The sequence below is a fragment of the Nocardioides sp. zg-1230 genome (genome assembly GCF_013155335.1).
GTDB lineage: Bacteria > Actinomycetota > Actinomycetes > Propionibacteriales > Nocardioidaceae > Nocardioides.
In genome coordinates this window covers 409717-433279 of sequence record NZ_JABJQZ010000001.1, presented here as the reverse complement: position 1 = coordinate 433279, position 23563 = coordinate 409717, and the positions used below count along the sequence as shown (strand labels likewise).

At 71.1% G+C, this 23563-nt stretch carries 27 protein-coding genes and 1 tRNA gene; 19 read left to right on the top strand and 9 right to left on the bottom strand.

What is annotated here, in order from left to right; genetic code table 11:
- Positions 1 to 76, bottom strand: a tRNA-Lys gene (locus tag HOO61_RS02100).
- A gap of 287 nt (positions 77 to 363) precedes the next feature.
- Here HOO61_RS02100 and HOO61_RS02095 point away from each other — a divergent pair.
- From HOO61_RS02095 to HOO61_RS02085, 3 genes are read left to right on the top strand one after another with little or no spacing between them, the layout of a single operon-like run.
- The gene (locus HOO61_RS02095) at positions 364 to 810 is read left to right on the top strand and encodes a hypothetical protein (protein ID WP_172256483.1); all 447 of its coding nucleotides are present in this window, start codon (positions 364 to 366) and stop codon (positions 808 to 810) included.
- The gene (locus HOO61_RS02090; RefSeq protein ID WP_172256481.1) at positions 803 to 1981 is read left to right on the top strand and encodes a hypothetical protein; all 1179 of its coding nucleotides are present in this window, start codon (positions 803 to 805) and stop codon (positions 1979 to 1981) included. The genes HOO61_RS02095 and HOO61_RS02090 overlap by 8 nt, the downstream gene beginning before the upstream one ends.
- Positions 1978 to 2487: an ATP-binding protein gene (locus HOO61_RS02085; RefSeq protein ID WP_172256479.1), complete on the top strand. Its 510-nt coding sequence runs from the start codon at positions 1978 to 1980 to the stop codon at positions 2485 to 2487. Before HOO61_RS02090 ends, HOO61_RS02085 begins: the two co-directional genes overlap by 4 nt.
- Here the strand turns inward: HOO61_RS02085 and HOO61_RS02080 are convergent.
- Positions 2416 to 3090 (bottom strand): GntR family transcriptional regulator, encoded by a 675-nt coding sequence (locus HOO61_RS02080; RefSeq protein WP_216658516.1) that lies wholly within the window; start codon positions 3088 to 3090, stop codon positions 2416 to 2418. The two genes, HOO61_RS02085 and HOO61_RS02080, sit on opposite strands and share 72 nt — an antisense overlap.
- Before the next feature lie 25 nt (positions 3091 to 3115).
- Here HOO61_RS02080 and HOO61_RS02075 point away from each other — a divergent pair, with 25 nt between their 5' ends.
- The 6 genes from HOO61_RS02075 to HOO61_RS02050 all read left to right on the top strand — a co-directional run bounded on the left by HOO61_RS02075 (position 3116) and on the right by HOO61_RS02050 (position 7302).
- Positions 3116 to 4282 (top strand): enolase C-terminal domain-like protein, encoded by a 1167-nt coding sequence (locus tag HOO61_RS02075; RefSeq protein ID WP_172256477.1) that lies wholly within the window; start codon positions 3116 to 3118, stop codon positions 4280 to 4282.
- A gap of 204 nt (positions 4283 to 4486) precedes the next feature.
- Positions 4487 to 5656, top strand: a complete 1170-nt coding sequence (locus HOO61_RS02070) for a glycosyltransferase family 4 protein (protein WP_172256475.1) — start codon at positions 4487 to 4489, stop codon at positions 5654 to 5656.
- On the top strand, positions 5653 to 6240 hold the full coding sequence (locus tag HOO61_RS02065; RefSeq protein ID WP_172256472.1) for a hypothetical protein: 588 nt from the start codon (positions 5653 to 5655) through the stop codon (positions 6238 to 6240). Before HOO61_RS02070 ends, HOO61_RS02065 begins: the two co-directional genes overlap by 4 nt.
- Positions 6241 to 6242: 2 nt before the next feature.
- The gene (locus HOO61_RS02060) at positions 6243 to 6488 is read left to right on the top strand and encodes a hypothetical protein (protein ID WP_172256470.1); all 246 of its coding nucleotides are present in this window, start codon (positions 6243 to 6245) and stop codon (positions 6486 to 6488) included.
- A gap of 250 nt (positions 6489 to 6738) precedes the next feature.
- Positions 6739 to 6942, top strand: a complete 204-nt coding sequence (locus HOO61_RS02055; protein ID WP_045548871.1) for a cold-shock protein — start codon at positions 6739 to 6741, stop codon at positions 6940 to 6942.
- A 198-nt stretch (positions 6943 to 7140) separates the two neighbouring features.
- Positions 7141 to 7302 carry a hypothetical protein gene (locus HOO61_RS02050; RefSeq protein WP_172256468.1) on the top strand — a complete coding sequence of 54 codons (162 nt, stop codon included), beginning with the start codon at positions 7141 to 7143 and terminating at the stop codon, positions 7300 to 7302.
- A 10-nt stretch (positions 7303 to 7312) separates the two neighbouring features.
- Here the strand turns inward: HOO61_RS02050 and HOO61_RS02045 are convergent, their stop codons facing one another.
- Positions 7313 to 8362: a hypothetical protein gene (locus tag HOO61_RS02045; protein WP_172256466.1), complete on the bottom strand. Its 1050-nt coding sequence runs from the start codon at positions 8360 to 8362 to the stop codon at positions 7313 to 7315.
- 41 nt (positions 8363 to 8403) lie between these two features.
- Here HOO61_RS02045 and HOO61_RS02040 point away from each other — a divergent pair, with 41 nt between their 5' ends.
- From HOO61_RS02040 to HOO61_RS02015, 6 genes are all read left to right on the top strand, one after another.
- Positions 8404 to 9270 (top strand): NUDIX hydrolase, encoded by an 867-nt coding sequence (locus HOO61_RS02040; protein WP_172256464.1) that lies wholly within the window; start codon positions 8404 to 8406, stop codon positions 9268 to 9270.
- A 211-nt stretch (positions 9271 to 9481) separates the two neighbouring features.
- Positions 9482 to 10615 (top strand): phosphate ABC transporter substrate-binding protein PstS, encoded by a 1134-nt coding sequence (gene pstS, locus HOO61_RS02035; RefSeq protein ID WP_172256462.1) that lies wholly within the window; start codon positions 9482 to 9484, stop codon positions 10613 to 10615.
- Positions 10616 to 10694: 79 nt separating this feature from the next.
- Positions 10695 to 11651, top strand: a complete 957-nt coding sequence (gene pstC / locus HOO61_RS02030) for a phosphate ABC transporter permease subunit PstC (protein WP_172256460.1) — start codon at positions 10695 to 10697, stop codon at positions 11649 to 11651.
- Positions 11648 to 12730, top strand: coding sequence for a phosphate ABC transporter permease PstA (gene pstA, locus HOO61_RS02025; RefSeq protein WP_172256458.1), 1083 nt, complete (start codon positions 11648 to 11650; stop codon positions 12728 to 12730). Before pstC ends, pstA begins: the two co-directional genes overlap by 4 nt.
- A gap of 39 nt (positions 12731 to 12769) precedes the next feature.
- On the top strand, positions 12770 to 13549 hold the full coding sequence (pstB, locus tag HOO61_RS02020) for a phosphate ABC transporter ATP-binding protein PstB (RefSeq protein ID WP_172256456.1): 780 nt from the start codon (positions 12770 to 12772) through the stop codon (positions 13547 to 13549).
- A 536-nt stretch (positions 13550 to 14085) separates the two neighbouring features.
- Positions 14086 to 14925: a hypothetical protein gene (locus HOO61_RS02015; RefSeq protein ID WP_172256454.1), complete on the top strand. Its 840-nt coding sequence runs from the start codon at positions 14086 to 14088 to the stop codon at positions 14923 to 14925.
- A 126-nt stretch (positions 14926 to 15051) separates the two neighbouring features.
- Here HOO61_RS02015 and HOO61_RS02010 read toward each other — a convergent pair whose 3' ends face one another.
- From HOO61_RS02010 to HOO61_RS01995, 4 genes are all read right to left on the bottom strand, one after another.
- Positions 15052 to 16047, bottom strand: coding sequence for an inorganic phosphate transporter (locus tag HOO61_RS02010; protein ID WP_172256452.1), 996 nt, complete (start codon positions 16045 to 16047; stop codon positions 15052 to 15054).
- Positions 16048 to 16102: 55 nt separating this feature from the next.
- Positions 16103 to 16720 (bottom strand): DUF47 family protein, encoded by a 618-nt coding sequence (locus HOO61_RS02005; protein ID WP_172256450.1) that lies wholly within the window; start codon positions 16718 to 16720, stop codon positions 16103 to 16105.
- Positions 16721 to 16826: 106 nt separating this feature from the next.
- Entirely contained in the window at positions 16827 to 19004 is a 2178-nt protein-coding gene (locus HOO61_RS02000; RefSeq protein ID WP_172256448.1) for an RNA degradosome polyphosphate kinase, read from the bottom strand.
- 45 nt (positions 19005 to 19049) lie between these two features.
- The gene (locus tag HOO61_RS01995; RefSeq protein WP_172256446.1) at positions 19050 to 19412 is read right to left on the bottom strand and encodes a DsrE family protein; all 363 of its coding nucleotides are present in this window, start codon (positions 19410 to 19412) and stop codon (positions 19050 to 19052) included.
- Positions 19413 to 19435: 23 nt separating this feature from the next.
- Between HOO61_RS01995 and HOO61_RS01990 the strand changes: the two genes are divergently transcribed.
- The 3 genes from HOO61_RS01990 to HOO61_RS01980 are packed head-to-tail and all read left to right on the top strand — an operon-like array spanning position 19436 to position 21318.
- Positions 19436 to 19930, top strand: coding sequence for an FABP family protein (locus HOO61_RS01990; RefSeq protein ID WP_172256444.1), 495 nt, complete (start codon positions 19436 to 19438; stop codon positions 19928 to 19930).
- A gap of 8 nt (positions 19931 to 19938) precedes the next feature.
- A complete protein-coding gene (locus HOO61_RS01985; RefSeq protein ID WP_172256442.1) occupies positions 19939 to 20373 on the top strand; it encodes a Fur family transcriptional regulator in 435 nt (144 codons plus the stop codon).
- A 9-nt stretch (positions 20374 to 20382) separates the two neighbouring features.
- Positions 20383 to 21318, top strand: a complete 936-nt coding sequence (locus HOO61_RS01980; RefSeq protein WP_172256440.1) for a folate-binding protein YgfZ — start codon at positions 20383 to 20385, stop codon at positions 21316 to 21318.
- Between the two features lie 70 nt (positions 21319 to 21388).
- On the opposite strand, the gene mshD is transcribed toward HOO61_RS01980, so the two are convergent.
- Together mshD and HOO61_RS01970 are read right to left on the bottom strand one after the other, a co-directional pair.
- The gene (mshD, locus tag HOO61_RS01975) at positions 21389 to 22216 is read right to left on the bottom strand and encodes a mycothiol synthase (protein ID WP_172256438.1); all 828 of its coding nucleotides are present in this window, start codon (positions 22214 to 22216) and stop codon (positions 21389 to 21391) included.
- A 146-nt stretch (positions 22217 to 22362) separates the two neighbouring features.
- Positions 22363 to 23094: a response regulator transcription factor gene (locus HOO61_RS01970; protein WP_172256436.1), complete on the bottom strand. Its 732-nt coding sequence runs from the start codon at positions 23092 to 23094 to the stop codon at positions 22363 to 22365.
- A 67-nt stretch (positions 23095 to 23161) separates the two neighbouring features.
- Here HOO61_RS01970 and HOO61_RS01965 point away from each other — a divergent pair, with 67 nt between their 5' ends.
- Positions 23162 to 23467 (top strand): MoaD/ThiS family protein, encoded by a 306-nt coding sequence (locus tag HOO61_RS01965; RefSeq protein ID WP_172256434.1) that lies wholly within the window; start codon positions 23162 to 23164, stop codon positions 23465 to 23467.
- The last annotated feature ends 96 nt before the right edge of the window (positions 23468 to 23563 follow it).

The following is a 23563-nucleotide window of genomic DNA, read 5'->3' as shown; positions in this document are numbered from 1 at the left end:
TGGTAGGCCTCCAGGGGCTCGAACCCTGAACCAACGGATTAAAAGTCCGCTGCTCTACCAATTGAGCTAGAGGCCCGGGACATGGACGTCGATCCGACAGTCCTCGGGTCAACCCATGCTCCTGCTGCGAATCCTTTCAGAAGGGGCCGGGCCGCAGGACATGGCGGGGCAGGAACAGGGAGCACCGTGTGCCGGCCGCGCGCATCGGCACCCCGCCGCCCGCGAGGTCAGGTCCCCGCGGCGGACCATCTTTGACGTAGCACGGTGTGTGCGTGGTCGTCCACGCCCGGGCGTGCCATGGCGTCTGGTCTGTTCGGGCTGGTCTGGACGGGTCCGTTCGGTCTCTCTTGAGGCGCGCCCGTTGTGCCCGCGAGCGAAACCGTGGGTGACTGCGCGGACAATCTCTCAGTGGTCAACGGGGGCCAGGCCGCAGCATGGACCGACGCGCTCGGGTCGCTGATCGCGTTCATGGGACATGCAGGGTTCATCGGCCGGGAGGTGAGTGCAACGGAAGCTGAGCCGAACCCCTCGCCCTTCGACCCGCGTGCTGCGTTGCTGCTGGGATGGTCGTGCGCCGCCGCCCTCACGGTCTCGGACGCCTATCCCTCCCTGCTGGCGGCTGTGACGTTGAGCCTCGCGGTCACAACGCTGTGGGTGTTGCTGACAGGTCTTTCGTGGGAGCGTCCCGGAACCTCGCGGATCGAGCCGGGAACACGCGGAAACCTCAAGGTGCTCCTCGGTGGCGTGCTGCTGCTCCGGGCGGCTTCTTCGGCGCTCGTGATGTCTACACGTGGGATCCGTCGTGGCTGACCTGCGCGAGCTCCTCGCGGTCGTGGCCTCGAAGGGCCTCGACGAAGCACTTCTCGTAGCCGGGAGGCCCTCGGCACGCGTTCCCGAGGTGGTCGCCGGGGTCTACACCGTCCTGGACGGGCTGGACGTGGCCGAGTGGAGCCGCAGGTACGGCGGCACCCGCCCGTGCCTGGTCCCGGGCCTCGAGCTGCCCGCCGCCGACGAGGCACGCCGGCTGCGCGACGAGCTGAGCGAGACGGCCGCGGAGACCGGAGCCCCCTGGGAGGACTCCTGGTGGCCCCTGTTGGTGGCCCACCCTGGTCACGTCATCGCCGTCGACGAGGTCACCGGATCGGTGTGGAACGTCTTCTGGGAAGCGACCTTGGTCGAACCGATAGCGCCGTCGTTGGATGACTACTGGGATGGCTGTGTGCGCTTCGTCGAGGAGTTCACGTTCGACCCGGAGCGCGGCCTGTGGCGCGAGCCGGCCGGGTGGAACGGTCCGGACGGGCCGCGGGTAGCGACGGTGCCACAGGACGGTGGCGTCGACCTCTCGGACTGGCGCGGCCAATCGGTGGCCGACGCCTTCGCCGAGATCGTGGAGCTGCATCGGTCGCTCGACAGCGGCGCGGTGGAGCAGCTGAGGCCGCCCGCCTCCGACGCCGACCTCGACCTGGCCGAGGCCCTGGTCGGGATGCCGCTACCACCCCAGGTCCGCGAGCTCTACCGGATCGCCGACGGACTCGAGGCCAACGCCGGGGGCGGCGACGAGGGGCTCCGGTTCCTGCCGCGCCTGCGCTTCCAGCCGGTCGTGTCGGCTGCGGAGGTCGCGCTCGCCAACCGGGAGGCGAGGACCCGCGCACTGGGACCCGACTCGTGGCGCCCGGGCTGGCTGCCGGTGTTCACGGAGTCACGTTTCGGCCGGGGCGTGCACGTCGATTGCGCCTCGGTGGGCCCGGAGGTCTGGCGGGTCGAGTGGAACGACCCGGTGGCCGACCTGCCGGGCCAGGACGTCGGTACCGCCGCGATCGCGCCGTCACTGGCTGCGTTCCTGCTGTGGTGTGCGCGCGCCATGTCCCGCATGCGCCTCGCGCCCGACCCCACCGAGCACGGACGCCTCCGCGACGTCCACTACGACGACGACGTGTGGGTCAATGTGACCCCGCCCTTCGGCCCTCGATCGACCTGGTGACGGCTCAGCCGACTCCGCCGACCGGGGCGTTGATGGTCGCCGGCCCCGCCGACGTCGATCGGCTGCTTCACGCGACGGCCCGGAGGTTCTCCCCGGTCGCCGACCGGAGGTGGGTCGTCGAGGCGGATGCCGGCACGGTCCAGGGGTCCGCCGAGCACCTCCGGGCGTGCCTGGACACCCTGATCGAGAACGCGCTCCGCTACACCGGCTCCGAGGACACGGTGCGGCTGATCGCCACCCGGGACGGCGAGCACTTCTGGATGGGTGTCGCCGACTCGGGCCCCGGCCTGGCCCCGGACCTCGCGGCGGCCGTCAACGCGGGGCGCACCCCGGCCGGACCGACGGACGGGCGCTCGCAGACCGGGCTCGGCCTGAGCCTGGTCCGTGACATCGTCCAGGCGCGCCACGGCCGGTTGTACGCCGGACGCTGCCGCTCAGCCGGCGGGCACGTCGTCGGGCGCGGTCGCGACCACGGCGGCGGCGAGGCTGTGGTCGATGTGAGCTGACATCAATTCGGCGGCGGCGGCCGCGTCGCGCCCGACGACGAGCCGGACCAGCTCGTGGTGCTCCTCGAAGTCACGGGTGCGGTCCTCGCCGCCCGGGGGCAGCTGCAGGCCGACGCGGCGGTAGCGGTCCGACTTGTCCCAGAGGTCGTCGAGGATCCGCACCACGACGTCGTTGTGCGAGGCCGAGTAGAGGGCCCGGTGCACCTCGCGGTGCGCCGTGAGCGCCGCCTCGCCCCACTTCCGGGTGACCGGCCTGAGCCGCCCCAGCGCTGCTTGCATGCGTACGACGTCCTCCTCCGTACGGCGCTCGGCCGCGAGCGCGACGGCCGCGGGCTCCAGGGCGCGCCGCGCCTCGAGCAGCTGGCGGGCCTGGTGGAGGTCGAGCTCGGCGACGCGGGCGTTGCGGTGGGTGTCGAGCCGGATCCAGCCCTCCCCGCTGAGTCGTCGTACGGCCTCGCGCAGCGGTGTGATGCTGATGCCCAGCTCGGCGGCGAGGTCGTACTGCGCCAGGGGCGAGCCGGCCTCGAGGCTGCCGTCGAGGATCTGCTGGCGGATGCGCGCGTAGGCGATGTCGGCCTTGCTGGCGGTGGGGGAGTCGGCCACCAGGCGATCTTATAAGATCTGCGTCATGAGGATCGTCTCCGCCCACGAGGGCACCATCCCGATCAGCTCGTCGATGAGCAACGCCTTCATCGACTTCTCGACCATGGACTGCTCCGTGCTGGCGCTGGTGAGCGACGTCGTGGTCGACGGTGAGCCGGTCGTCGGCTACGGGTTCAACTCCAACGGGCGCTACTCCGCCGGCGAGATCCTGCGCCGGCGCATCCTGCCGCGCCTCCTCGAGGCCGACCCCGACAGCCTGCTCGACGAGCGCGGCGGCCTGTCGCCGACGGCCGCCTGGGACGTGATGATGCGCAACGAGAAGCCCGGCGGCCACGGCGAGCGGTCGGTCGCGGTGGGCGTCGTCGACATGGCGCTGCACGACCTCGCCGCCAAGGTCGCCGGCGTGCCGCTGCACCGCTGGATCGCCGACCACTACGGCGACGGCGGGTCCGACGAGTCCGTCTTCGTCTACGCGGCGGGCGGCTACTACGCACCGGGCAAGACGCTCGGCGACCTCCAGGACGAGATGCGCGGCTTCCTCGACGCAGGCTACGAGGTGGTCAAGATGAAGATCGGCGGCGCCGACCTCGCCGAGGACCTGCGGCGCATCGAGGCCGTCATCGACGTGCTCGGCGGCGACGGGTCGCGGCTGGCGGTCGACGTCAACGGCCGCTTCGACCTCGACACCGCGCTCGCCTACGGCCGCGCGATCGACCCCTACGGGCTGTTCTGGTACGAGGAGGTCGGCGACCCGCTGGACTACGGGCTCAACGCCACCCTCGCCGAGCACTACCGCGGCCCGATCGCCACCGGGGAGAACCTGTTCTCCCTCCAGGACGCCCGCAACCTCGTCCGCTACGGCGGCCTGCGCCCCGACCGCGACTGGATCCAGGTCGACCCGGCGCTGAGCTACGGCCTCGTGGAGTACCGCCGTATCCAGGACATGCTCGCCCAGCACGGCTGGTCCTCGCGCCGCTGCATCCCGCACGGCGGGCACCAGTTCTCCCTCCACATCGCCGCGGCCCTGCGCCTCGGCGGCAACGAGTCCTACCCCGGCGAGTTCCAGCCCACCGGCGGCTTCGCCGACGACGCCGTGGTGGCGGGCGGCCGGGTGCGGCTCGACGACCGCCCGGGCATCGGCCTGGAGGGCAAGGCCGCCTTCCACCGGGTGCTGCGTGGGCTGCACGCCTGAGCCTGACGAACGCGCGCACCCGCGATCGCAGCCGCGATCGCGCTAAGGTGGGCAGTGGACTGCCGGCGGCAGGTCCGTGCCTCGGTCCCGAGGCGTGCGGCCGCTGACGTGGGCAGCAACTTCAGGTGGTGGCGAGATGACCTCGCAGCTCAGCACGGCCCAGCCCACAGCTCGTGAGGACCACGCACCGAGGTCAGGTGCTCGATGATCTCGTTCGTCTGGTCACCGGGAGAGCGCCTGCCGGCCGGCACGGGTGGGTCGGAGAACTTCACGGCCGGTCACGTGCGCGAGCTCAACCGGCGGGGGGTCGACGCTCGCGTGGTCACCATCGGCCTGGGGATCGCTGACGGCCGTGAGGAGTTCGACGACGTTCCCTTCCACTCGGTCGCCGCGCTCGGCGACCTGGGGCGTCTGGACGACACCCTGGTGTTCGTCAGCGAAGCCCCGCCGACGCCCACCCGGCGACCTGCCTACCAGATCCTGCACGTGCCACCGCCGCTGCGACAGCACGCGCACGCGTCGGTCGTGGCCGGGACGCGCGACCGCACGCTCATCGCGACCAGTCGCTTCGCAGCCGCGCTCTGGGCTGACTTCCTCGACGTCGGCCTCGACACGATCCAGGTCGTCTACCCGTTCGCCGAGCGGGAGTTCGCCTCGAGGCCCCGGGCTGACACTGACGCCGGGGTGACGCGGGTGCTGTACGCTGGACGGCTCGCGCCCGAGAAGGGCATCTACACCCTGCTCTCGGCCCTGCACACCGACCTGTTCGATCCGGGCGCCGTCTCCGTCACGGTGACGACCGCGGGTGCAGACAAGCCCCAGGGCGCCATCATCGAGCGGTTGCTGCGATCGCACCCCGGCCTCGTGCTCGTCCCTGCTCGGCGCACCCCGGCCGAGATGGCGTCGTTGCTCGTCGAGCACGACGTGGTCGTGATGCCGTCGAACGCGCAGTACTGGCACGAGACCTTCGGGATCTTGTCGATCGAGGCCCAGCACGCCGGATGCCGTGTGGTCGCCTCGCGCGACGGTGGACTTCCGGAGACCGACTGCGGTGCTCTGGTGCTCGTGGAGCCGGACGACGCCGAAGCGCTGGCCCAGGGCATCCTCACCGCTCGTCGCCTCGGACCGATGGTGCAGCACGAACGCTTGGCTGCCGGCCAGAACTTCGGCGTCGCCGACTCGGTCACGAGCCTGCTGCAGGTCCTCGAGGGTGTGCGGGGGCCGACCCCGTCGGAGGTGGTCCACGCGCTCGAGGAGCTGGTGGCGCTCCCGTCCGCGGAGCCGCCCAGCCGTGCGGGCGTGGAGTCCGCGGGGGTGCGGGTGGCCGACGCACGTGCGGCTCTGCCCCGACGCGCCGTGGGGAGGTCGTCGTGATCACCTGGGCTCGGGCGCCACGTCCGGGAGCGGACGGGCGGGCGAGGCAGGCGGGCAACGCCAGCGACCTGCTCTACCTCGAAGGCGCGGTCGCGGCACTGGCGCCGATCATGGCGGTCTGTGCCGGTGCGACCCGCAGCACGCGACCGGAGGTCCGAGCCCTGGCGCGCGAGGCGTTGTCGCTCCAGGTCGACCGCTGCGCGGAGGTCTCAGCCGTCCTGCACGGCTGGGGGGGCCTCGAGGCGGCGAGTCCTCCGGTCGCCGGACCCGAGGTCGTCGCCGAAGCGCGCGGCGAAGCACTGGACCGGCTGTTCGTGGATCGGTTGATCGCCTACACCCACGCCTCCCTCATCCGGTCCCGCGCCGAGCTCGTCGCCGGGGCGAACCGCCCGGCGCGCCTCCTGGCAGAGCGCGCCATCCACGCAGACGACCGACAGCTCGCGAGACTCCGGACACTCGTCCTCGTCCAGGCACGACCGGCCGACGCCCCGGTCGTCCACGAATCGATGGCGCGCTGGAGCGACGACGGTGGTTCCTGGCAGCGGCCGTCACCGACGGGCTGGTCCAGCCCGGGGGGAGCATGACCATGGCCTACCTCATGCTGTACGGCGACGGCTGGACCCAACGGTGGAGGATCGCCGCCGAGAACGAGACAGCGGTTCGCGAGGAGGTCGGCCACGTGGGCACCGACTCGACCGGCTGGCTGCCGGTGGTCGACCCCGACTCCGGCGCCGGGGCCACCGTCGTGGTCGCCTGGCGCAAGGTGGCTGCGGCGGTCGTCCTGGGTGGTGGCGCCGAGCAGAGCGACGACTCGGCGGGCCGGTACGCCTGATCCCGGCAGGCCCGTTGGTCGCCTGTTCATCTACAGGTGGACGGTGACCGGTGACGTGGGGCGATTTCTTGGTAGTGTTTGTCGTGCAACAGGTGCAAGTTCCAGCAGGTCGACGCCCGCGGAGTTTGTGATCCAACGGCGTTTGTTCTTCGGGCCCTGCCAGCTCGTGAGTCTCAAGCGGCGTGTCACCGCATCTGGTGCGGGTCGTCGAAGTGGCGGCTCTCGCCCCTACAGAGGAGTAACGAGCACCATGGCTCAGGGCACCGTTAAGTGGTTCAACGCCGAGAAGGGTTTCGGCTTCATCGCGCAGGAGGACGGCGGCGACGACGTCTTCGTGCACTACTCGGCCATCCAGACCAACGGCTACAAGTCGCTGGACGAGAACCAGAAGGTCGAGTTCGACGTCACGCAGGGCCCCAAGGGCCCGCAGGCGGAGAACGTCCGTCCGCTCTGATCGGCTGACGCTGGACTGAGTTCCAGATCTGATCAAGAAGTCTGGCTCCTCCCCCTCAACGGGGTGGGGCCAGACTCGATTTCGGGGCACACTTGACTCGTTCGGGTCATGTCGCGGCGCCAGGCGTCGGTCAGACTTGGAACGAACGCCTACAGTCGAATGGCCTGTAGGGATACCGAGGACGTCAGGAGGGTGACGATGCACGACCAGTTCGACGTGACCCTCGAGGACGGCGACCTCCTCGGCGAGGTCGAGCTGACGACCACGCTGATCATCGCCGCGAGCGAGTCCGAGGAGCACCTCTCCCAGGAGGAGATCGACCGCCTCCTCGGCGTCACGCCCCGCAAGCCGCAGGACTGACTCCCGCCGCTCAGCAGGTGGCGAACAGCACCGGGCCGCTCGTGAGGTCCGAGAGCACGTAGGTGCCCTCGGCCGGTCGCAGGTCGAGCACCACCTCGCGGCCCTCCGAGCCGGCCCGCTCCACCGAGAACCGGTCGGTGAACTCCCCGCCCTGCCCGGGCGCGGATCCGGCCGCGAGCCGGGCGCGCGCCTCCGCGTCGCCGGGCGCGTCGTCGGCGTCCTCGACCTGCATCACGGCGCGTACGTCGCCTCCCGGCAGCACACCCATCGCGAAGCCGGTCAGCGGGTGCACCTGGCCCGCCGCCTCGACGAGCTGGTCGGCCTCGGCCTGTGCGTCGTCGTCGGCCTGCGACATCGCGAGGTGCTCGCAGGCGTAGGCGCCGTCGTACACCGCCGCGCTCAGGGGCTCCTCGAGCGACCCGGCCAGCTCGGCGAGGTCCTCGGGGCCGTCGTCGGCCTCCAGCACCTCTTCGAGGTAGGGCGCCTGGTCGGAGGTCAGCACGAGGCCCTCGTCGGCGAGCAGCGCGACGTGCTGCAGCTCGGGGGTCAGCATCGAACCCGTCCCCGCCAGCACGTCGGGACCGCCGACCCACACGCCGTCGGCCTCCTCGGGCTCGGTCCAGCCCAGCTCGGCCAGGCGGTCGGCCACCGCGTCCAGGTCGACGGCGTCGTCGACGCCCAGCACCTCGACCGCACCCGAGCCGGACTGCGCGAGGAGCTCCCACGACACGGTCGCGGGGGAGAAGCCCAGCTCCTCCTGCATCACCCCCGCCGACGTCCCGAGCGCCGACATCGAGGACAGGTCGGCGGCGAAGGCCTCGGACAGGAAGGCGTCGACCTCCCCGGCCGAGGAGCCCGCGTCGACGTCGACCCCCAGCTCGCGGCGTACGCCCTCCCAGTCCGTCCACGAGAAGCGCGTCGCGTCGGCCGGCGCGAGCTCCATCGCCCGCGCGAGCGGCGTCGCGGGCGTCAGCGAACGCCAGGCGACGAGCCCGGCGGCCACGACGGCGAGGGTCGCCGCGACGGCCAGCGCCACGCGCGGGACGACACGATGTGGCACGGGGCTCCTCGCGAGGGTCGGGTGGGTGTGAGACTACTTCCATGGAGCCCCGCGACGTGCGCGCTGCCGGTGCCGTGGTGACCCGCAAGGGCGGTGAGGTGCTCCTGGTGCACCGCCCCAAGTACGACGACTGGTCCTTCCCCAAGGGCAAGCTCGACCGCGGCGAGCACGTGGTGACCGCGGCGGTGCGGGAGGTGGCCGAGGAGACCGGGCTCGACGTACGCCTCGGGCCGGCGCTGGCGCAGCAGCGCTACCGCATGTCCAACGGCCGCTGGAAGTCGGTCGACTACTGGACCGCCCGGGTCGTCGGCAGCGACGACGTCTCGCGCTACCGCCCCAACGCCGAGATCGACGCGGTCGAGTGGGTGCCGTGGAAGGACGCCCAGGAGCGACTGACCTACTCCTACGACCGCGACACCCTGGCCGAGGCGCGCCCGCTGCGGCGCCGCACCCGGGCGCTCGTCGTGCTCCGCCACGCCAAGGCCCGCTCGCGCAGCGGGTGGCGCAAGGACGACCGGCTGCGGCCGCTCGTCCGGCCCGGCGAGACGCAGGCGCAGCGGCTGGTGCCGATCCTGGCGGCCTTCGACGTGACGGTCGCCCACACCTCCTCCAGCACCCGCTGCGTGCAGACGGTGGTGCCGTACGCCGACGTGACCGGCTGGCCGGTGAAGCAGTACGACGAGCTGAGCGAGGAGGACGCCACGCTCGAGGGCGTCGTCGACCTGGTCGACGGCCTCCTCGACAGCAACCTCGACCGGGGCGGCGCGGTGCTGTGCACCCACCGCCCGGTCCTGCCGACCGTGCTCGACGCCCTGCAGGTGCCCGACGTCTTCCTCGAGCCCGGCGCGATGCTCGTGGTGCACCACCGCAAGGGCCGCGTCGTGGCGACCGAGCACCTCGAGCCCTGAGGCTTCTATTCCTGCACGGCGCCGCCCGTCAAGGGCGCCCGCCGGAGTTCATGTGATCGTCGTCATACGCCCGGACGGGTGATGCCAACCGGTCCGACCGAGTTCACCGCGCGTTCACCGACGGCGCCGTGCTCGTTCTCCTGACGTGCCTACGTTCGGTCGACGTCAGCACTCATCAGACTTCCTTCAAGACTCTTCAGGAGCACCCGAAGTGAATCGCACTTCCTTCCGCAAGCTGCTCGCCCCGAGCGTCGCCGTGCTTGCCCTCTCCATCTCCCTCACCGCGTGTGGCGGTGGCAACTCGGCGGACGAGGCGTCCGCCGACACCGGCGACTCCGCAGCCAGCGGCGACTACGCGGACCTGTCCGGCGAGCTCGCCATCGGCGGTGCCTCCTCGCAGGAGTCCGCGCAGAACGCCTGGATGGTCGGCTTCGGCGAGGTCGCACCGGGCGTGACCGTGTCGTACGACCCGGTGGGCTCCGGCGGCGGCCGCGAGAACTTCATCTCCGGTGGTTTCCCGACCGCGGGCACCGACTCCTACCTCGACGACGAGGAGGGCGAGCTGAGCGCCGCGACCGAGACCTGCGGCTCCGAGCCGATCACCATCCCCAACTACGTCTCGCCCATCGCGGTCATCTTCAACCTCGAGGGCGTCGACGAGCTCAACCTCTCCCCGGAGACCCTCGCGGGCATCTTCGCGGGCGACATCACGAGCTGGGACGACGAGGCGATCGTCGCCGACAACCCCGACGCCGACCTGCCGAGCGAGGACATCACCCCCGTCCACCGCTCCGACGAGTCGGGCACCACCGGCAACTTCACCAACTACCTCTCCACCGTCGCCGGTGACGCCTGGACCTTCGGCGAGATCGAGCAGTGGCCCAACGAGGCCGGCGGTGAGGGCGGCAAGGGCACCTCCGGTGTCGTCCAGGTCGTCACCGACGCCCCCAACACCATCGGCTACGCCGACGCCAGCCAGGCCGGCGGCCTGGGCCAGGCCAGCATCAAGGTCGGCGAGGAGTTCGTCGCCCCGAGCGCCGAGGCGGCCGCCAAGATCTTCGAGGTCTCGCCCCGCGTCGACGAGGGCTCGTCGGTCAACATGGCCTACGACCTCGACTACACGACCGAGGAGGCCGGGGTCTACCCGATCGTCCTGACGTCCTACATGGTCGCCTGCGAGTCCTACGACGACGAGGCCACCGCGGCCAACGTCAAGGGCTACCTCTCCTACATCCTCAGCGACGAGGGCCAGGAGATCGGCCAGAGCGAGGCCGGCTCGGCCCCGCTCACCGACACGGTGATCAGCGAGGCCCAGTCCATCGTCGAGACCATCTCGGCCGGCTGAGCATCCACCAGCACCACGGCGGGGGTCGGGCCCACGAGGCCCGGCCCCTTCCGACACGTCGTCACCCAGGAGGAACAGGATGACAACCGCGATCCGCGAGCCCGAGCAGAAGCAGGAGCAGCACGCTCGGGCCAGGACCACCCGCGTGGGGGACGCGGTCTTCAGTCGCACCGCTCTCGGTGCGGCCCTGCTCGTCGTCGGCCTCCTGGCCGGCGTCGCGATCTTCCTGGTGATCCAGGGACTGCCCGCACTCGAGGCGACGGGTGAGCAGGCCTACGGCAAGCCCAGCGTGTGGTCGTACGTCGGCCCGCTGCTGTTCGGCACGATCCTGTCGTCCGCCCTCGCGATGGTCATCGTGACGCCGCTGGCCATCGGCCTGGCGCTGGTGATCTCGCACTACGCGCCTCGCCGGCTGGCCAAGCCCGTCGGCTACCTCGTCGACCTGCTGGCCGCCGTGCCGTCGGTCGTCTTCGGCCTGTGGGGCATCGCGGTGCTGGCGCCCCGGATGGTGCCGGTCTTCGACTGGCTCAACGCGTGGTTCGGCTGGATCCCGCTGTTCGCCGGGCCGGTGTCCAACTCCGGCCGGACGCTGCTGACGGCGTCGGTGGTGCTCGCGCTGATGGCGCTGCCGATCGTCACCGCCATCCTGCGTGAGATCTTCGCCCAGACCCCGACGATGCAGCAGGAGGCCGCGCTCGCGCTGGGGGCGACCCGCTGGGAGATGATCCGCCTGGCCGTGCTGCCGTACGCACGCTCGGGCATCGTCGCGGCCCTGCTCCTCGGCCTCGGCCGCGCGCTCGGCGAGACGATGGCCGTCGCGATGGTGCTCTCGGCCACGGGCGCGATCATCAGCTTCGACGTGATCTCCTCGTCCAACTCGAACACGATCGCGGCGAGCATCGCCAACAACTACGCCAATGCCGCGGGCCTCAAGATCAACGTGCTGATCTTCGCCGGCCTCGCGCTCTTCGTCCTGACGTTCGTCGTCAACTTCCTGGGCCGCTACGTCGCGACCCGCGGGCAGGTGAAGGCATGAGCACCGACCTCAAGACCCCCACGGCCGACCAGCTCGAGCCGCTGATGGGCGGCGCGCTGCCGCGGGTCGCCCCCGTCCTGGTGGGCGTGTGCTCCGCCGCGCTCGGCGTCCTCGCCTGGCTTCTCGGCGTCAGCCCCGTGGTCGGCGTCGTCGTCGCGTGGATCGCCTACGTCGTCGGCTACACGGCGTGGTCGCGCAGCGTCGAGGGCTCGCGCAAGGCCACCGACGCGCTGATGCGGACCCTGATGTGGACCGCCTTCGTGCTGGCGATGCTCCCCCTGGTCAGCCTCATCTGGACCGTGGTGGCCCGCGGCCTGCCGGTGCTCACGCCGGCCTTCCTCAACGACGACATGAGCGGGCGCGCCCTGCTCGGTGTCGGCGGCGGCATCTACCACGCCATCATGGGCACGGTCATGGTCACGGCGATCGCCGCGATCATCGCCATCCCGATCGGCCTGTTCACCGCGATCTACCTCGTCGAGTACGGCAAGAACAACCGCCTCGCCAAGATCATCACCTTCCTCGTCGACGTGATGACCGGCATCCCGTCGATCGTCGCCGGCCTCTTCGCGATCGCGCTGTTCATCGTCGTCACCGGCGACCCGCTCCCGCGCCTGGGCATCGGCGGCTCCATCGCGCTGGCGCTCCTCATGCTGCCGACCGTCATCCGGTCGGTGGAGGAGATGCTCAAGCTCGTGCCCGACGACCTGCGCGAGGCGTCGTACGCCCTGGGCGTGCCGCGGTGGCGCACGATCGTCAAGGTCGTCCTGCCGACCGCCGTCGCCGGCATCGTCACCGGCATCACGCTGGCCATCGCGCGCGTCGCGGGCGAGACCGCTCCGCTGCTGCTCATCCTGGGCACGGCGCGGGTGGCGAACTGGAACCCGTTCGACGGCCCCGTGCAGACCCTGCCCGTCTACATCTTCCAGTCGCTCGGGCAGACGACGCACTTCAAGTACGGCGAGATCTGGACCGACCGCGTCTGGGGCGCCGCCCTCTTCCTCATCATCATCGTCATGTCGCTCAACCTCGTCGCGAGGCTCGTCGGCAAGGCGTTCGCCCCCAAGACCGGCCGCTGAGCCGATCGCACACGTAGGAACCAAGGAGTCACCCCCACCATGGCCAAGAGCATCGACGTCTCCGACCTCGACATCTACTACGGCGACTTCCTCGCCGTCGAGGGCGTCAACATGCACATCAAGGCGCGCTCCGTGACCGCCTTCATCGGCCCCTCCGGCTGCGGCAAGTCCACGGTGCTGCGCTCGCTCAACCGCATGCACGAGGTCATCCCCGGCGCCCACGTCGACGGCAAGGTGACAGTCGACGGCCAGTCGCTGTACGACAGCGCCGTCGACCCGGTCGCCGTACGCCGCCAGATCGGCATGGTCTTCCAGCGGCCGAACCCGTTCCCGACGATGTCGATCTACGAGAACGTCCTGGCCGGCAACCGCCTCAACTCCAAGAAGATGAAGAAGTCGGAGGCCGACGACATCGTCGAGCGCTCGCTCAAGGGCGCCAACCTCTGGAACGAGGTCAAGGACCGCCTCGGCAAGCCCGGCATGGGCCTCTCCGGCGGCCAGCAGCAGCGCCTCTGCATCGCCCGCGCGATCGCGGTCGAGCCGCAGGTGCTGCTGATGGACGAGCCGTGCTCGGCGCTCGACCCCATCTCGACGTCCGCGATCGAGGACCTCGTCCACGAGCTGAAGTCCGACTACACGATCGTCATCGTCACCCACAACATGCAGCAGGCCGCCCGCGTCTCCGACGAGACCGGCTTCTTCAACCTCAAGGCCGCCGGCCAGCCCGGCCACCTCGTCGAGTTCAACGCGACCCCCAAGATGTTCGCCAACCCCGACAACGAGGCCACCGAGGCATACATCTCCGGCCGCTTCGGCTGAGGCCCACCCCACCCCACCCGGCCCGCTTGCCTCTGAGTTGGCCGGGTTGGCCGGGGGTGGCGGGGGACTGGTTGGGGGCGGGGTGGCCGGGTGCGTCCTGGGTGTCCGATCGGGGGTTCGGACCCCCAGGGCGTCCCCGGCCACCCGATATCTGAGGACGTCGTGAACGGGAATCGGGGCGTCGGACGTTCATCACGTCCTCAGATATCGGCTTTCGGGACCCCGCCCTCCGTTGCCTGTGGAGGACGCGAGCGCGACCTGGCGTGTTCGGCGCACCATGCGGCATGGACTCGGACAGCTGGACGGCAGGCGCCTGGCCCGCGCGTGGGATCGGACCCCGCGAGGGTCTCCGCCCCGGTGTGCGGTGGCCGTCGCGGCGGGACCCGCTCGGTGTGGACGGACCGACGTCGTGGGGAACGAGGTCCGGTCGGTGGCGACGCTGTGGCGACAACCTGTGGGTCCCGGTAGGGACGGACGTCGTCGATCCCGCCCAACGCGTCGTCGAGGCGGCGGCGCAGATCCCCGGTTACGGCGGCGTGACCGGGTGGGCCGGGCTGTCGTGGCTCGGCGGTGTCTGGTTCGTCGGGATCGGACGCGGCGGCGAGCTGCTGCCCGTCCCGGTAGCGGTCAGCAGCGGCAACCGGATGCGACCACGTGCCGGACTGGCGGTGTCGCAGGAGGTCATCGCGCCGAGGTACGTCCTGCGTGCCGGCGGCGTTCGCGTGATCGAACCGCTGTGGAGCGTCGCTTACGAGATGCGAGGTGCGCCCGACGACGAGGCCGCGGTGGTGGCGTTCGACCTGGCGGCCTTCAACGACCTCGTGTCCATCGAGGAGCTTGCTGCCTATGTGGACTCCGACCTCGTCGCCCGACGCGGGGTCGAGCGCGTGCGCCGCGTCCTGCATCTGCTCGACGAGAACTCGTGGTCACCGAAGGAGCCGGTCCTGCGGCTGACGTGGCAGGAGGAGGTGCCCGGTGCGCACGTGCTCATGAACAGGCCGGTCTTCGACCTCGACGGTCGCTTCGTCGGGACACCTGACGGCGTGGACCCGGAGGCCGGCGTCTACGGGATGTACGACGGTGCGCTGCACCTCGTCGGGAAGGTGCGCCAGGTGGACGTCGAGAAGGAGGCCGCTTATCGAGCGCTCGGTCTCGAGGGCGCGACGATGATGGCGGGCGACCTGGCAGATCGGTCAGCGTTCGAGCGGCGCCTGCGGGAGGCGTACGCCCGTGCGGAGCGGAGGCCGGCCTCGGCCCGCAGATGGACGCTGGAGACGCCGTCGTGGTGGCTCGACACGACCACCGTGGCCGCTCGCCGCGCCCTGTCGTCGTACGACCGAAGCCGGCTGCTCGCCCATCGGCAGCGGGTGGCCTGACGGTTTACGCGAGATATCTGAGGACGTGGTGAACGGAGATCGGGGTCCGGAACGACCACGACGTCCTCAGATATCTGCGGTGGGGACCGCGGCGCGGACTGCGGGGGAGGGGGCGGGCGGGGCCCGTCAGGGGAGGAAGATGTGCGCGATCCAGTAGCAGATCGCGGCGACGGAGGCGGCGGCCGGGAAGGTCAGCACCCAGGCGGTGAGGATCGACTTGGCCACGCCCCAGCGGACGGCGGAGAGGCGCTTGGTGGCGCCGACGCCCATGACCGCGGAGGTGATGGTGTGGGTGGTCGAGATCGGGGCCTCGAAGACGTACGCCGTCGAGTAGAGCACCGACGCCGCGACCGACTCGGCCGCGAACCCGCGGGCCGGGTCGAGGTGGATGATGCGGCGCCCGAGGGTGCGCATGATCCGCCAGCCGCCGGACCAGGTGCCGAGGGAGATGGCGGTCGCTGCGGCTACGATCACCCAGAGCGGCAGGGGGTCGTCCGCGGCGACGTAGCCGCCGGTGAGCAGCGCCAGGAAGATGACGCCCATCGTCTTCTGGGCGTCCTGGAGGCCGTGGCCGAGCGCCATGGCGGCGGCGGAGACGGTCTGCGCGAGCTTGAAGCCGCGGTTGGCGCGACCGGGGTTGGCCCGGCGGAAGCCCCACATGATGGCGATCATCAGCGCGAAGCCGAGGCTGAAGGCCACGAGCGGGGAGAGGAACATCGGGATGACGACCTTCTCCAGCACGACCAGCCAGTTGGCGGTCGCGCCGGCCGCGACGGCGGCGCCGACGAGGCCGCCGATGAGGGCGTGCGAGGAGGAGGACGGCAGGCCGTAGTACCAGGTGATCATGTTCCACGTGATCGCGCCGAGCAGGCCGCACATCACGATCACCAGTCCGTGGCTGCCGGTGCCGGGGTCGATGACCTCCGACACGGTCTGGGCGACCTTCTGGCCCAGGAACGCGCCGACGAAGTTCATGACGGCCGCCATGGCCAGGGCCACGCGCGGCTTGAGGGCGCCCGTCGAGACGGACGTCGCGATCGCGTTGGCGGCGTCGTGGAAGCCGTTGGTGTAGTCGAAGACCAGGGCCACGACGACGACCGCGATGATGATCCCGAGCTCCATCAGACGGTGCTCCGGGCGCGCGAGGGCAAGGTGGTGGAGGTGGCGTGCATCGGGGTCAGGACTCCTTGACCGCGATCTGCTCCACGATGTTGGCGACCTTCTCGAAGGCGTCGATCGCCCCCTCGAGGGACTCCACGATGTCCTTGAGCTTCATCACCTCGAGGGCCTTGAAGTCACCGCTGAACAGGTTGGCCAGGATCCGCCGGTACGACTTGTCGCCGGTGTTCTCGAGGCGGTTGATCTCGATCCAGTACTCGTCGAGCGAGCCCATGGACTCCAGCTGCGGCATCGCGGCGGCGGTCAGCTCGGCGCAGCGCTGCAGCACCTCGACCTGCTGGGTGGTCTCCGGCGGCAGCGACGTGACCTCGTAGAGGAGGACCAGGTCGACGGCCTCGTCCATCATGTCCATGACGTCGTCGAGCGCCGACGCGAGGGAGTAGATGTCCTCGCGGTCGAACGGCGTGACGAACGTGCTGTTCACCCGTCGGATGATGGAGTGGGTGGTCTCGTCGGCGGCGTGCTCGGCCTCGCGCATGCGCTGGGCGATCTCTGCCTTCGAGTTGCCGGACGACAGCATCTCGCTGAGGAGCTGCGAGCCGACGACGAGGTGGTTGGCAGCTTCGCTGAAGAGGTCGTAGAACGAGCTGTCGACAGGGCGGAACTTCAAACGCACGGTGAACTCCGAACGGGGGGCGGATGAACCGTGGTTCATGCTAGGGCCTGATCGGCCCATCGACGCAACCTCGGGGCCCCGTTCGAACGCCTGTGTGACGCGGCGCTCAGCGGCGTCGTACGCGCTGGCGCACGATGAGCTCGTCCTGCAGGTGGCGCTCGCCACGCTGCAGCTGCCACTCCCCGTCGGAGCCGAGCTCCCACGCCGTCGTCCCGGGATCGAACGCCAGGTCGAGCAGGTCGCCGATCTCCTGCACGACGTGCGGGTCGCGCAGGCGTACGAGCACCTCCACGCGGCGGTCGAGGTTGCGGTGCATCATGTCGGCCGAGCCGATCCACGCTGCCGGCTCGCCGCCGTTGTCGAACCAGAAGATCCGGCTGTGCTCGAGGAAGCGGCCCAGGATCGACCGCACGCGCACGGTCTCGGACAGGCCGGGTACGCCGGGTCGCAGGGCGCAGATGCCGCGGATGAGCAGCTCGACGCGCACCCCCTCCTGCGAGGCGAGGTAGAGCGCGTCGATCACCGCCTCGTCGACCACCGAGTTGGCCTTGATCCTGATCCCCGCGGGCCGGCCGGCCTGGTGGTGGGCGATCTCCTGGTGGATGTGGGCGACGAGACCCTCGCGCACGCTGTGGGGCGCGACGAGCAGGTGGTCGTAGGTGCGGTTGCGGCTGATCCCGGACAGGTTGTTGAACAGGAGGGCGACGTCCTCGCCGATCTCCGGGTTGGCCGTCAGCAGGCCGAGGTCCTCGTAGACGCGGGCGGTCTTGGGGTTGTAGTTGCCGGTGCCGAGGTGGACGTAGCGCCGGATGCCCTCGGGCTCGTCGCGGACCACCATCGACAGCTTGCAGTGGGTCTTGAGCCCGACGAGGCCGTAGACGACGTGGCAGCCGGCCTGCTCGAGCTTGCGGGCCCAGCGGATGTTGTTCTGCTCGTCGAAGCGCGCCTTGATCTCCACGATCACCAGCACCTGCTTGCCGGCCTCGGCGGCGTCGATGAGCGCCTCGATGATCGGGCTGTCGCCGGAGGTGCGGTAGAGCGTCTGCTTGATCGCGAGCACGTGCGGGTCGGCCGCGGCCTGCTCGAGGAAGCGCTGCACCGACGTGGCGAACGAGTCGTAGGGGTGGTGCAGCAGCACGTCGTGACGCGCCACCGAGTCGAACACGTCGACGGGGGAGGACGACTCGACCTCCGCCAGGCTGGGGTGCGTCGAGGGGAGGAAGGCGGCGTACTTGAGGTCGTCGCGCGGCAGGTCGGCGATCGAGTGCAGGCCGGTCAGGTCGAGCGGGCCGGGCAGCGAGACCACCTCGTCGCGCGCGACGCCGAGCTCGGAGACGAGCAGCTCGAGCACCTTGGGGTCCATCGACTCCTCGACCTCGAGTCGCACCGGCGGGCCGAAGCGCCGCCGCTGCAGCTCCTTCTCCAGCGCCTTGAGGAGGTTCTCCGCGTCGTCCTCCTCGACCTCGAGGTCCTCGTTGCGGGTGACCCGGAAGGTGTGCGACGCCATCACCTCCATGCCGGGGAACAGCTTCTTGAGGTGCTCGCCGATGACATCCTCGATCGGCACGAAGCGCTGGTTGCCGACGCCGACGAAGCGCCCGAACGTCGGCGGCACCTTCACGCGGGCGAAGTGCTCGGTGCCCGTCGTCGGGTGTCGTACGACGACCGCGAGGTTGAGCGACAGCCCCGAGATGTAGGGGAAGGGGTGGGCGGGGTCGACGGCGAGGGGGGTGAGGACGGGGAAGATCCGGTCCTTGAAGAGCTTCTTGCAGACCTTCTGCTCCTCGCGGTCGAGCTCGGACCAGCGGAGGATCTCGATGCCCTGCGACCCGAGCTCGGGCAGGAGGTCGACGAGCGCGCGGGCGTGGCGCTCCATCAGCCCGCGGCTCTCGACCCAGAGCTTCTCGAGCTGCTCGCGCGGCATCATGCCGCTGGCGGCCCGCACCGCGACGCCGGCGGCGATGCGCCGCTTGAGGCCGGCGACGCGGACCATGAAGAACTCGTCGAGGTTGCTGGCGAAGATCGCCAGGAAGCGCGCGCGCTCGAGCAACGGGAGGCCGGGGTCCTCGGCGAGCTCCAGGACGCGCTGGTTGAAGCGGACCCACGAGATCTCGCGGTCGATGAAGCGGTCGTCGAACTTCTCCACGCCCGCGATCGCCTCGGCGTCGGGGAGGTAGGGCGGCTCGACGTCGAAGGTGTCGGTGGGGTGACCCAGCGGGTCGGCGACCGGCCCCTCCTCCACCGACGGACTGACAGCGCTGGTGAGGGTGGCGGGGTCGGACATGCTCTCAGTGTGGCACCGGTTGGTGAACGTGGAGTGACGCTCGCGTCAGTAGACCAACGCCTGGACACCGTCGCCGAGGACCTGCTCGGCGAAGACGGCCGCGCCGGCGATGGTGACGCCCTCGCGGAGGTCGGCGGCGCCGATGTCGCGGCGGGCGGCGCACTGCGAGCAGACGGTCACCGTGCCGCTGGTGAGGACCGCGGCCATCAGCTGGTCGAGCGGGGTGGCGAGCTCGAGCTCGAACGCCTCGGCGCGACCCGGCGTACCGAACCACGCCGCGTCGCCGGTCAGCCACAGCGAGACCTCGGCTCCCGCAACGGCCGCGGCCGCGGCCACGGTGAAGCCCTGGTTGAGTCGCTCCGCGTCGTCGGCGCCGCAGGTGACCTTGACGACCAGTGAGCGAGGCATGCGTCCACATTAGAGTGGCGTCCATGCCTTTCGAGCTGCCGGACAACCTGCACCCCAACTGCGGCCCCGTCGCGTGGCTGCTCGGCACGTGGCGCGGCAACGGCCACGGCGACTACCCCACGATCGAGAAGTTCCAGTTCGGCCAGGAGCTGATCTTCACCCACGACGGGCGGCCGTTCTTCCACTACATGGCGCGCGCGTGGATCGTCGACGAGCAGGGCGAGTTCGTCCGCGACGCGGCGATGGAGACGGGCTTCCTGCGCTGCCCCGAGCCCGGCAAGGTCGAGCTCCTGCTCGCCCACAACATCGGCTTCTCCGAGGTCTGGTACGGCGCGGCCGAGGGAGGCAAGCTCGAGATGCACACCGCCGGGGTGTCGTACACGGAGACCGCCAAGCACGTCGACGCCGGCTCGCGGATGTACGGCAACGTCGACGGCGACCTGCTCTACGCCTACGACATGAAGGCCGTCGGCCAGGAGCTCCAGCCGCACCTCTGGGCGCGCCTCAAGCGAGCATGAGCCTCGTCATGAGCGACGACCTCGCCGCCCGGCTGCGGCAGCAGGGGCTGCGGCTCACCCCGCAGCGCGAGCTGATCCTGCGCGCCGTCGAGGAGCTGCGCCACGCCACCCCCGACGAGGTGCTCGCCCACGTGCGCAGCCAGGTGAGCTCGGTCAACGCCTCCACCGTCTATCGCACGCTCGAGGTGCTCGAGGAGCTCGGGCTGGTGCGCCACACGCACCTCAGCGACCGGGCGCCGACCTACCACTCCACGCGCGAGCACGAGCACGTCCACGTCGTGTGCCGCGGCTGCCACTCCGTGCGCTCCTACGACCCCGAGCTCGTGCACTCGCTCGTCGCCGCCCTCGGGGAGGACGGGTTCTCCGTCGACGTGGGGCACCTCGCGATCTTCGGCACCTGCGCCGAGTGCTCGGCGGCTGCTGGCTCACCCGACCCGGCGTAGGCTCGGGCCATGCAGTCCCCGCTCCTCGCCCTGCCCGGGGCCGTCGCCGGCGACGGCATCGACGCCCCGGTGGCCGCCCACTACGGCTCGTTCAACACCGAGCAGCGCAGCCTGGCGCGTGGCGACGGGTTCGTCGACCTCTCGCACCGCGACGTCGTACGCATCTCCGGTCCGGAGCGGCTGTCGTGGCTGCACAACCTGACGACGCAGTACTTCGACGGCCTCGCGCCCGGCACCTGGACGCAGGCCCTCGTGCTGAGCCCGCAGGGCCACGTCGAGCACGCCTTCACCGGCGTCGACGACGGCGAGGCGTTCACCGCCCACACCGAGCCCGGCGCGGGGGCGGCGCTGGTCGAGTGGCTCGAGCGGATGAAGTTCATGACCCGCGTCGAGATCGCGCTCGTCGACGACGTCGCCGTGATGTGGCGCCCGGGGGAGGGGATCGGCCGCTACGACCTGGTGCCCCGCGACAAGCTGGAGGCGTACGCCGACGCGGCGGGGCCGGCCTGCGGGCTCTGGGCCTTCGAGGCGTTGCGGATCGAGCGGGGCGAGCCGCGGCTGGGCCTCGACACCGACCACCGCACCATCCCCAACGAGGTCGGCTGGATCGGCGCGGCCGTGCACCTCGACAAGGGCTGCTACCGCGGCCAGGAGACCGTCGCCCGCGTGCACACGCTCGGCCGGCCGCCTCGCCGGCTGGTGCTGCTGCACCTCGACGGGTCGGAGAACCGGCTGCCGCCCGCCGGGTCCCCGGTGTCGTACGAGGGTCGTGACGTCGGCTTCGTCGGCTCGAGCGCCCGCCACCACGAGCTCGGCCCGATCGCCCTCGCGCTGGTCAAGCGCAACGTGCCCGTCGACGCGACGCTCACCGTCGACGAGATGCCTGCCGCGCAGGAGGTCGTCGTCGACCCCGAGGTCGGGCTCCACGTGCGCCCCCTTCGCTGATCGGGGATATCTGAGGACGGCACGTACGCGGATCGACCCGATCGCCGTTCACCACGTCCTCAGATATCGGTCAGGGGCGGCGGTACTGCACGTGCGTGTCGGCGTCCGCGTGCCCGAAGCCGAGGCGTGAGTAGACGGCGACCGCGGGGGCGTTGTCGGACTCGACGTAGAGCAGCACCTCGTCGACGCCGAGGCCGGCGAGGTGGTGGAGCCCGGCGAGGGTGAGCAGCTTGCCGAGGCCGCGGCCCTGGGCGGACGGCGCGACGCCGACGACGTACACCTCACCGAGCCGCGCGTCGTGCTGCTTGGTCCAGTGGAACCCGAGCATCCCGGACTCGTCCTCCGCGACCAGCAGACCGGACGGGTCGAACCACGGCTCGGCCATCCGGCGGGCGAGGTTGTCGAGGTCCATCGCACCCTGTTCGGGGTGGTCGGCGAAGGCGGCGGCGTTGACGGCGACCACGTCGGCGGCGTCGGTGTCGCGGTAGGACCGGATCGTCGTCCCGGCCGGCACCTCGAGCGCGGGCAGGGGAAGCGAGGTCGGGCGCCGCATCACCCACAGGTCGCGCACCCGCTCCCACCCGTGGCCCGCGGCGAGCCGCGCGGCGGCCGGGTGGTTGCCGTGCGACCACCCCGTCAGCCCGGTGCCGTACGACGACTCGGCGCGCGTGAGCAGCGCGGACCCGAGGCCCCGACCGCGGGCCGCCGGGCGGACGACGAGCGAGAGGTCGCCGGCATGCAGGAGGGCGAAGCCGTCGTCCTCGGCGATGACGGAGGCCGCACCGTCGGCGAGCGCGATGCGCGCCGCCTCGTCGAGCGGGTCCGCGCCGTCGGCGGCTGCGGCCTCGGCGGCGATCTGCTCCACGATCTCCCGGTCGGTCTCCGCGGCGGCGTCCATGGAGCGACCCTAGCGGCGCCCCCGGCGAGGTATCTGAGGACGTGATGGTCGTCGATCGGGCGGGATCACGACCACCACGTCCTCAGATATCGCTCGGAAGGGGCGGGACCCGGCGGGGAGGGGTCGGAAGGGGCGGGGGAGGGGGGTCAGGAGGGGGACGAGGACCGGGACGGGGCCGGGGACTCGGAGGCCGCCGCGTCGCGGGTGGGTACGACGAAGCGGTAGCCGACGTTGCGGACCGTGCCGATGTGGTGCTCGTGCTCGGTGCCGAGCTTGGCGCGGAGGCGGCGGACGTGGACGTCGACGGTGCGGGTGCCGCCGAAGTAGTCGTAGCCCCAGACCTCCTGGAGCAGCTGCTCGCGGCTGAAGACCCGGCCGGGGTGCTGGGCGAGGTACTTCAGGAGCTCGAACTCCTTGTAGGTGAGGTCGAGCGGGCGGCCGCCGATGCGGGCGGTGTAGGTGGCGTCGTCGACGACGACCTCGCCGCGGTGGATCACGTGGGCGGCCGGGTCGTCGGGGGCGGCGGCGCTCGCGCGACCGATCGCGAGGCGGATCCGGGCGTCGAGCTCGGCCGGGCCGCAGGTGTGCAGCACGACGTCGTCCATGCCCCAGTCGTGGGCCACGACGGCGAGGCCGCCCTCGGTGACGATGAGCAGGACCGGGGCGTCGGTGCCGGTGGTGCGGATCAGCCGGCACAGGTCGCGTGCCGCGGCGAGGTCCTGGCGCCCGTCGACGAGGACGAGGTCGGACTCCGGGGCGTCGAGCAGCGCGCTGCCCTGCGCCGGGACGATCTTCACCGAGTGCGCCAGCAGGGCGAGCCCGGGAAGCACCTCGGCCGAGGGCTGCAGGGCGCCCGTGAGCAGCAGCAGTGCGCTCATCGCGGGCCCTCCTCGCGGGGCAGGGGATCGGCCGGGTGTCAGCCGGGGATGAGGAAGGATATCCCGCATGGGTGCTGGGACTGGACGTGTTCACGAGGGTGAGACGATCACGGTGCGCTACTGGGCGGGAGCCCGGGCCGCGGCCGGGACCGCCGAGGACGTCCTCGAGGTGGACCCGGCGGCCGGCGAGCTGACCCTGGCCGACGTCGTCGCCCGCGTGCTCGAGCTGCATCCCGGCGAGCAGATGGCCCGCACGGTCGGCGTCTGCTCGGTGCTCCTCGGCGAGCAGCCGGTCCGCTCGCAGGACCCCGCCGAGGTCGTCGTACGCCCCGGTGACGTGGTCGAGCTGCTTCCCCCATTTGCGGGAGGTTGAGCGCGCTGAGGCGGTTATGCGATAGAACTGCGTCTCGACGGGCCTCCTACGGGGGATGGCCTGCGTGTCTGGCGCGAGCGCGCCGGCATGAGTCAA

Excerpts from the sequence above, each read along its gene's own strand:
- HOO61_RS02075 (WP_172256477.1), top strand. The coding sequence starts at position 3,116 with ATGAGGATCGTCTCCGCCCACGAGGGCACCATCCCGATCAGCTCGTCG.
- HOO61_RS02055 (WP_045548871.1), top strand. The coding sequence starts at position 6,739 with ATGGCTCAGGGCACCGTTAAGTGGTTCAACGCCGAGAAGGGTTTCGGC.
- HOO61_RS01980 (WP_172256440.1), top strand. The coding sequence starts at position 20,383 with ATGCAGTCCCCGCTCCTCGCCCTGCCCGGGGCCGTCGCCGGCGACGGC.
- HOO61_RS01990 (WP_172256444.1), top strand. The coding sequence starts at position 19,436 with ATGCCTTTCGAGCTGCCGGACAACCTGCACCCCAACTGCGGCCCCGTC.
- HOO61_RS02000 (WP_172256448.1), bottom strand. The coding sequence starts at position 19,004 with ATGTCCGACCCCGCCACCCTCACCAGCGCTGTCAGTCCGTCGGTGGAG.
- HOO61_RS01970 (WP_172256436.1), bottom strand. The coding sequence starts at position 23,094 with ATGAGCGCACTGCTGCTGCTCACGGGCGCCCTGCAGCCCTCGGCCGAG.
- HOO61_RS02060 (WP_172256470.1), top strand. The coding sequence starts at position 6,243 with ATGGCCTACCTCATGCTGTACGGCGACGGCTGGACCCAACGGTGGAGG.
- HOO61_RS02070 (WP_172256475.1), top strand. The coding sequence starts at position 4,487 with ATGATCTCGTTCGTCTGGTCACCGGGAGAGCGCCTGCCGGCCGGCACG.
- HOO61_RS01965 (WP_172256434.1), top strand. The coding sequence starts at position 23,162 with ATGGGTGCTGGGACTGGACGTGTTCACGAGGGTGAGACGATCACGGTG.
- pstC (WP_172256460.1), top strand. The coding sequence starts at position 10,695 with ATGACAACCGCGATCCGCGAGCCCGAGCAGAAGCAGGAGCAGCACGCT.
- HOO61_RS01995 (WP_172256446.1), bottom strand. The coding sequence starts at position 19,412 with ATGCCTCGCTCACTGGTCGTCAAGGTCACCTGCGGCGCCGACGACGCG.
- HOO61_RS02040 (WP_172256464.1), top strand. The coding sequence starts at position 8,404 with ATGGAGCCCCGCGACGTGCGCGCTGCCGGTGCCGTGGTGACCCGCAAG.
- HOO61_RS01985 (WP_172256442.1), top strand. The coding sequence starts at position 19,939 with ATGAGCGACGACCTCGCCGCCCGGCTGCGGCAGCAGGGGCTGCGGCTC.
- HOO61_RS02010 (WP_172256452.1), bottom strand. The coding sequence starts at position 16,047 with ATGGAGCTCGGGATCATCATCGCGGTCGTCGTCGTGGCCCTGGTCTTC.
- HOO61_RS02050 (WP_172256468.1), top strand. The coding sequence starts at position 7,141 with ATGCACGACCAGTTCGACGTGACCCTCGAGGACGGCGACCTCCTCGGC.
- mshD (WP_172256438.1), bottom strand. The coding sequence starts at position 22,216 with ATGGACGCCGCCGCGGAGACCGACCGGGAGATCGTGGAGCAGATCGCC.
- pstA (WP_172256458.1), top strand. The coding sequence starts at position 11,648 with ATGAGCACCGACCTCAAGACCCCCACGGCCGACCAGCTCGAGCCGCTG.
- pstB (WP_172256456.1), top strand. The coding sequence starts at position 12,770 with ATGGCCAAGAGCATCGACGTCTCCGACCTCGACATCTACTACGGCGAC.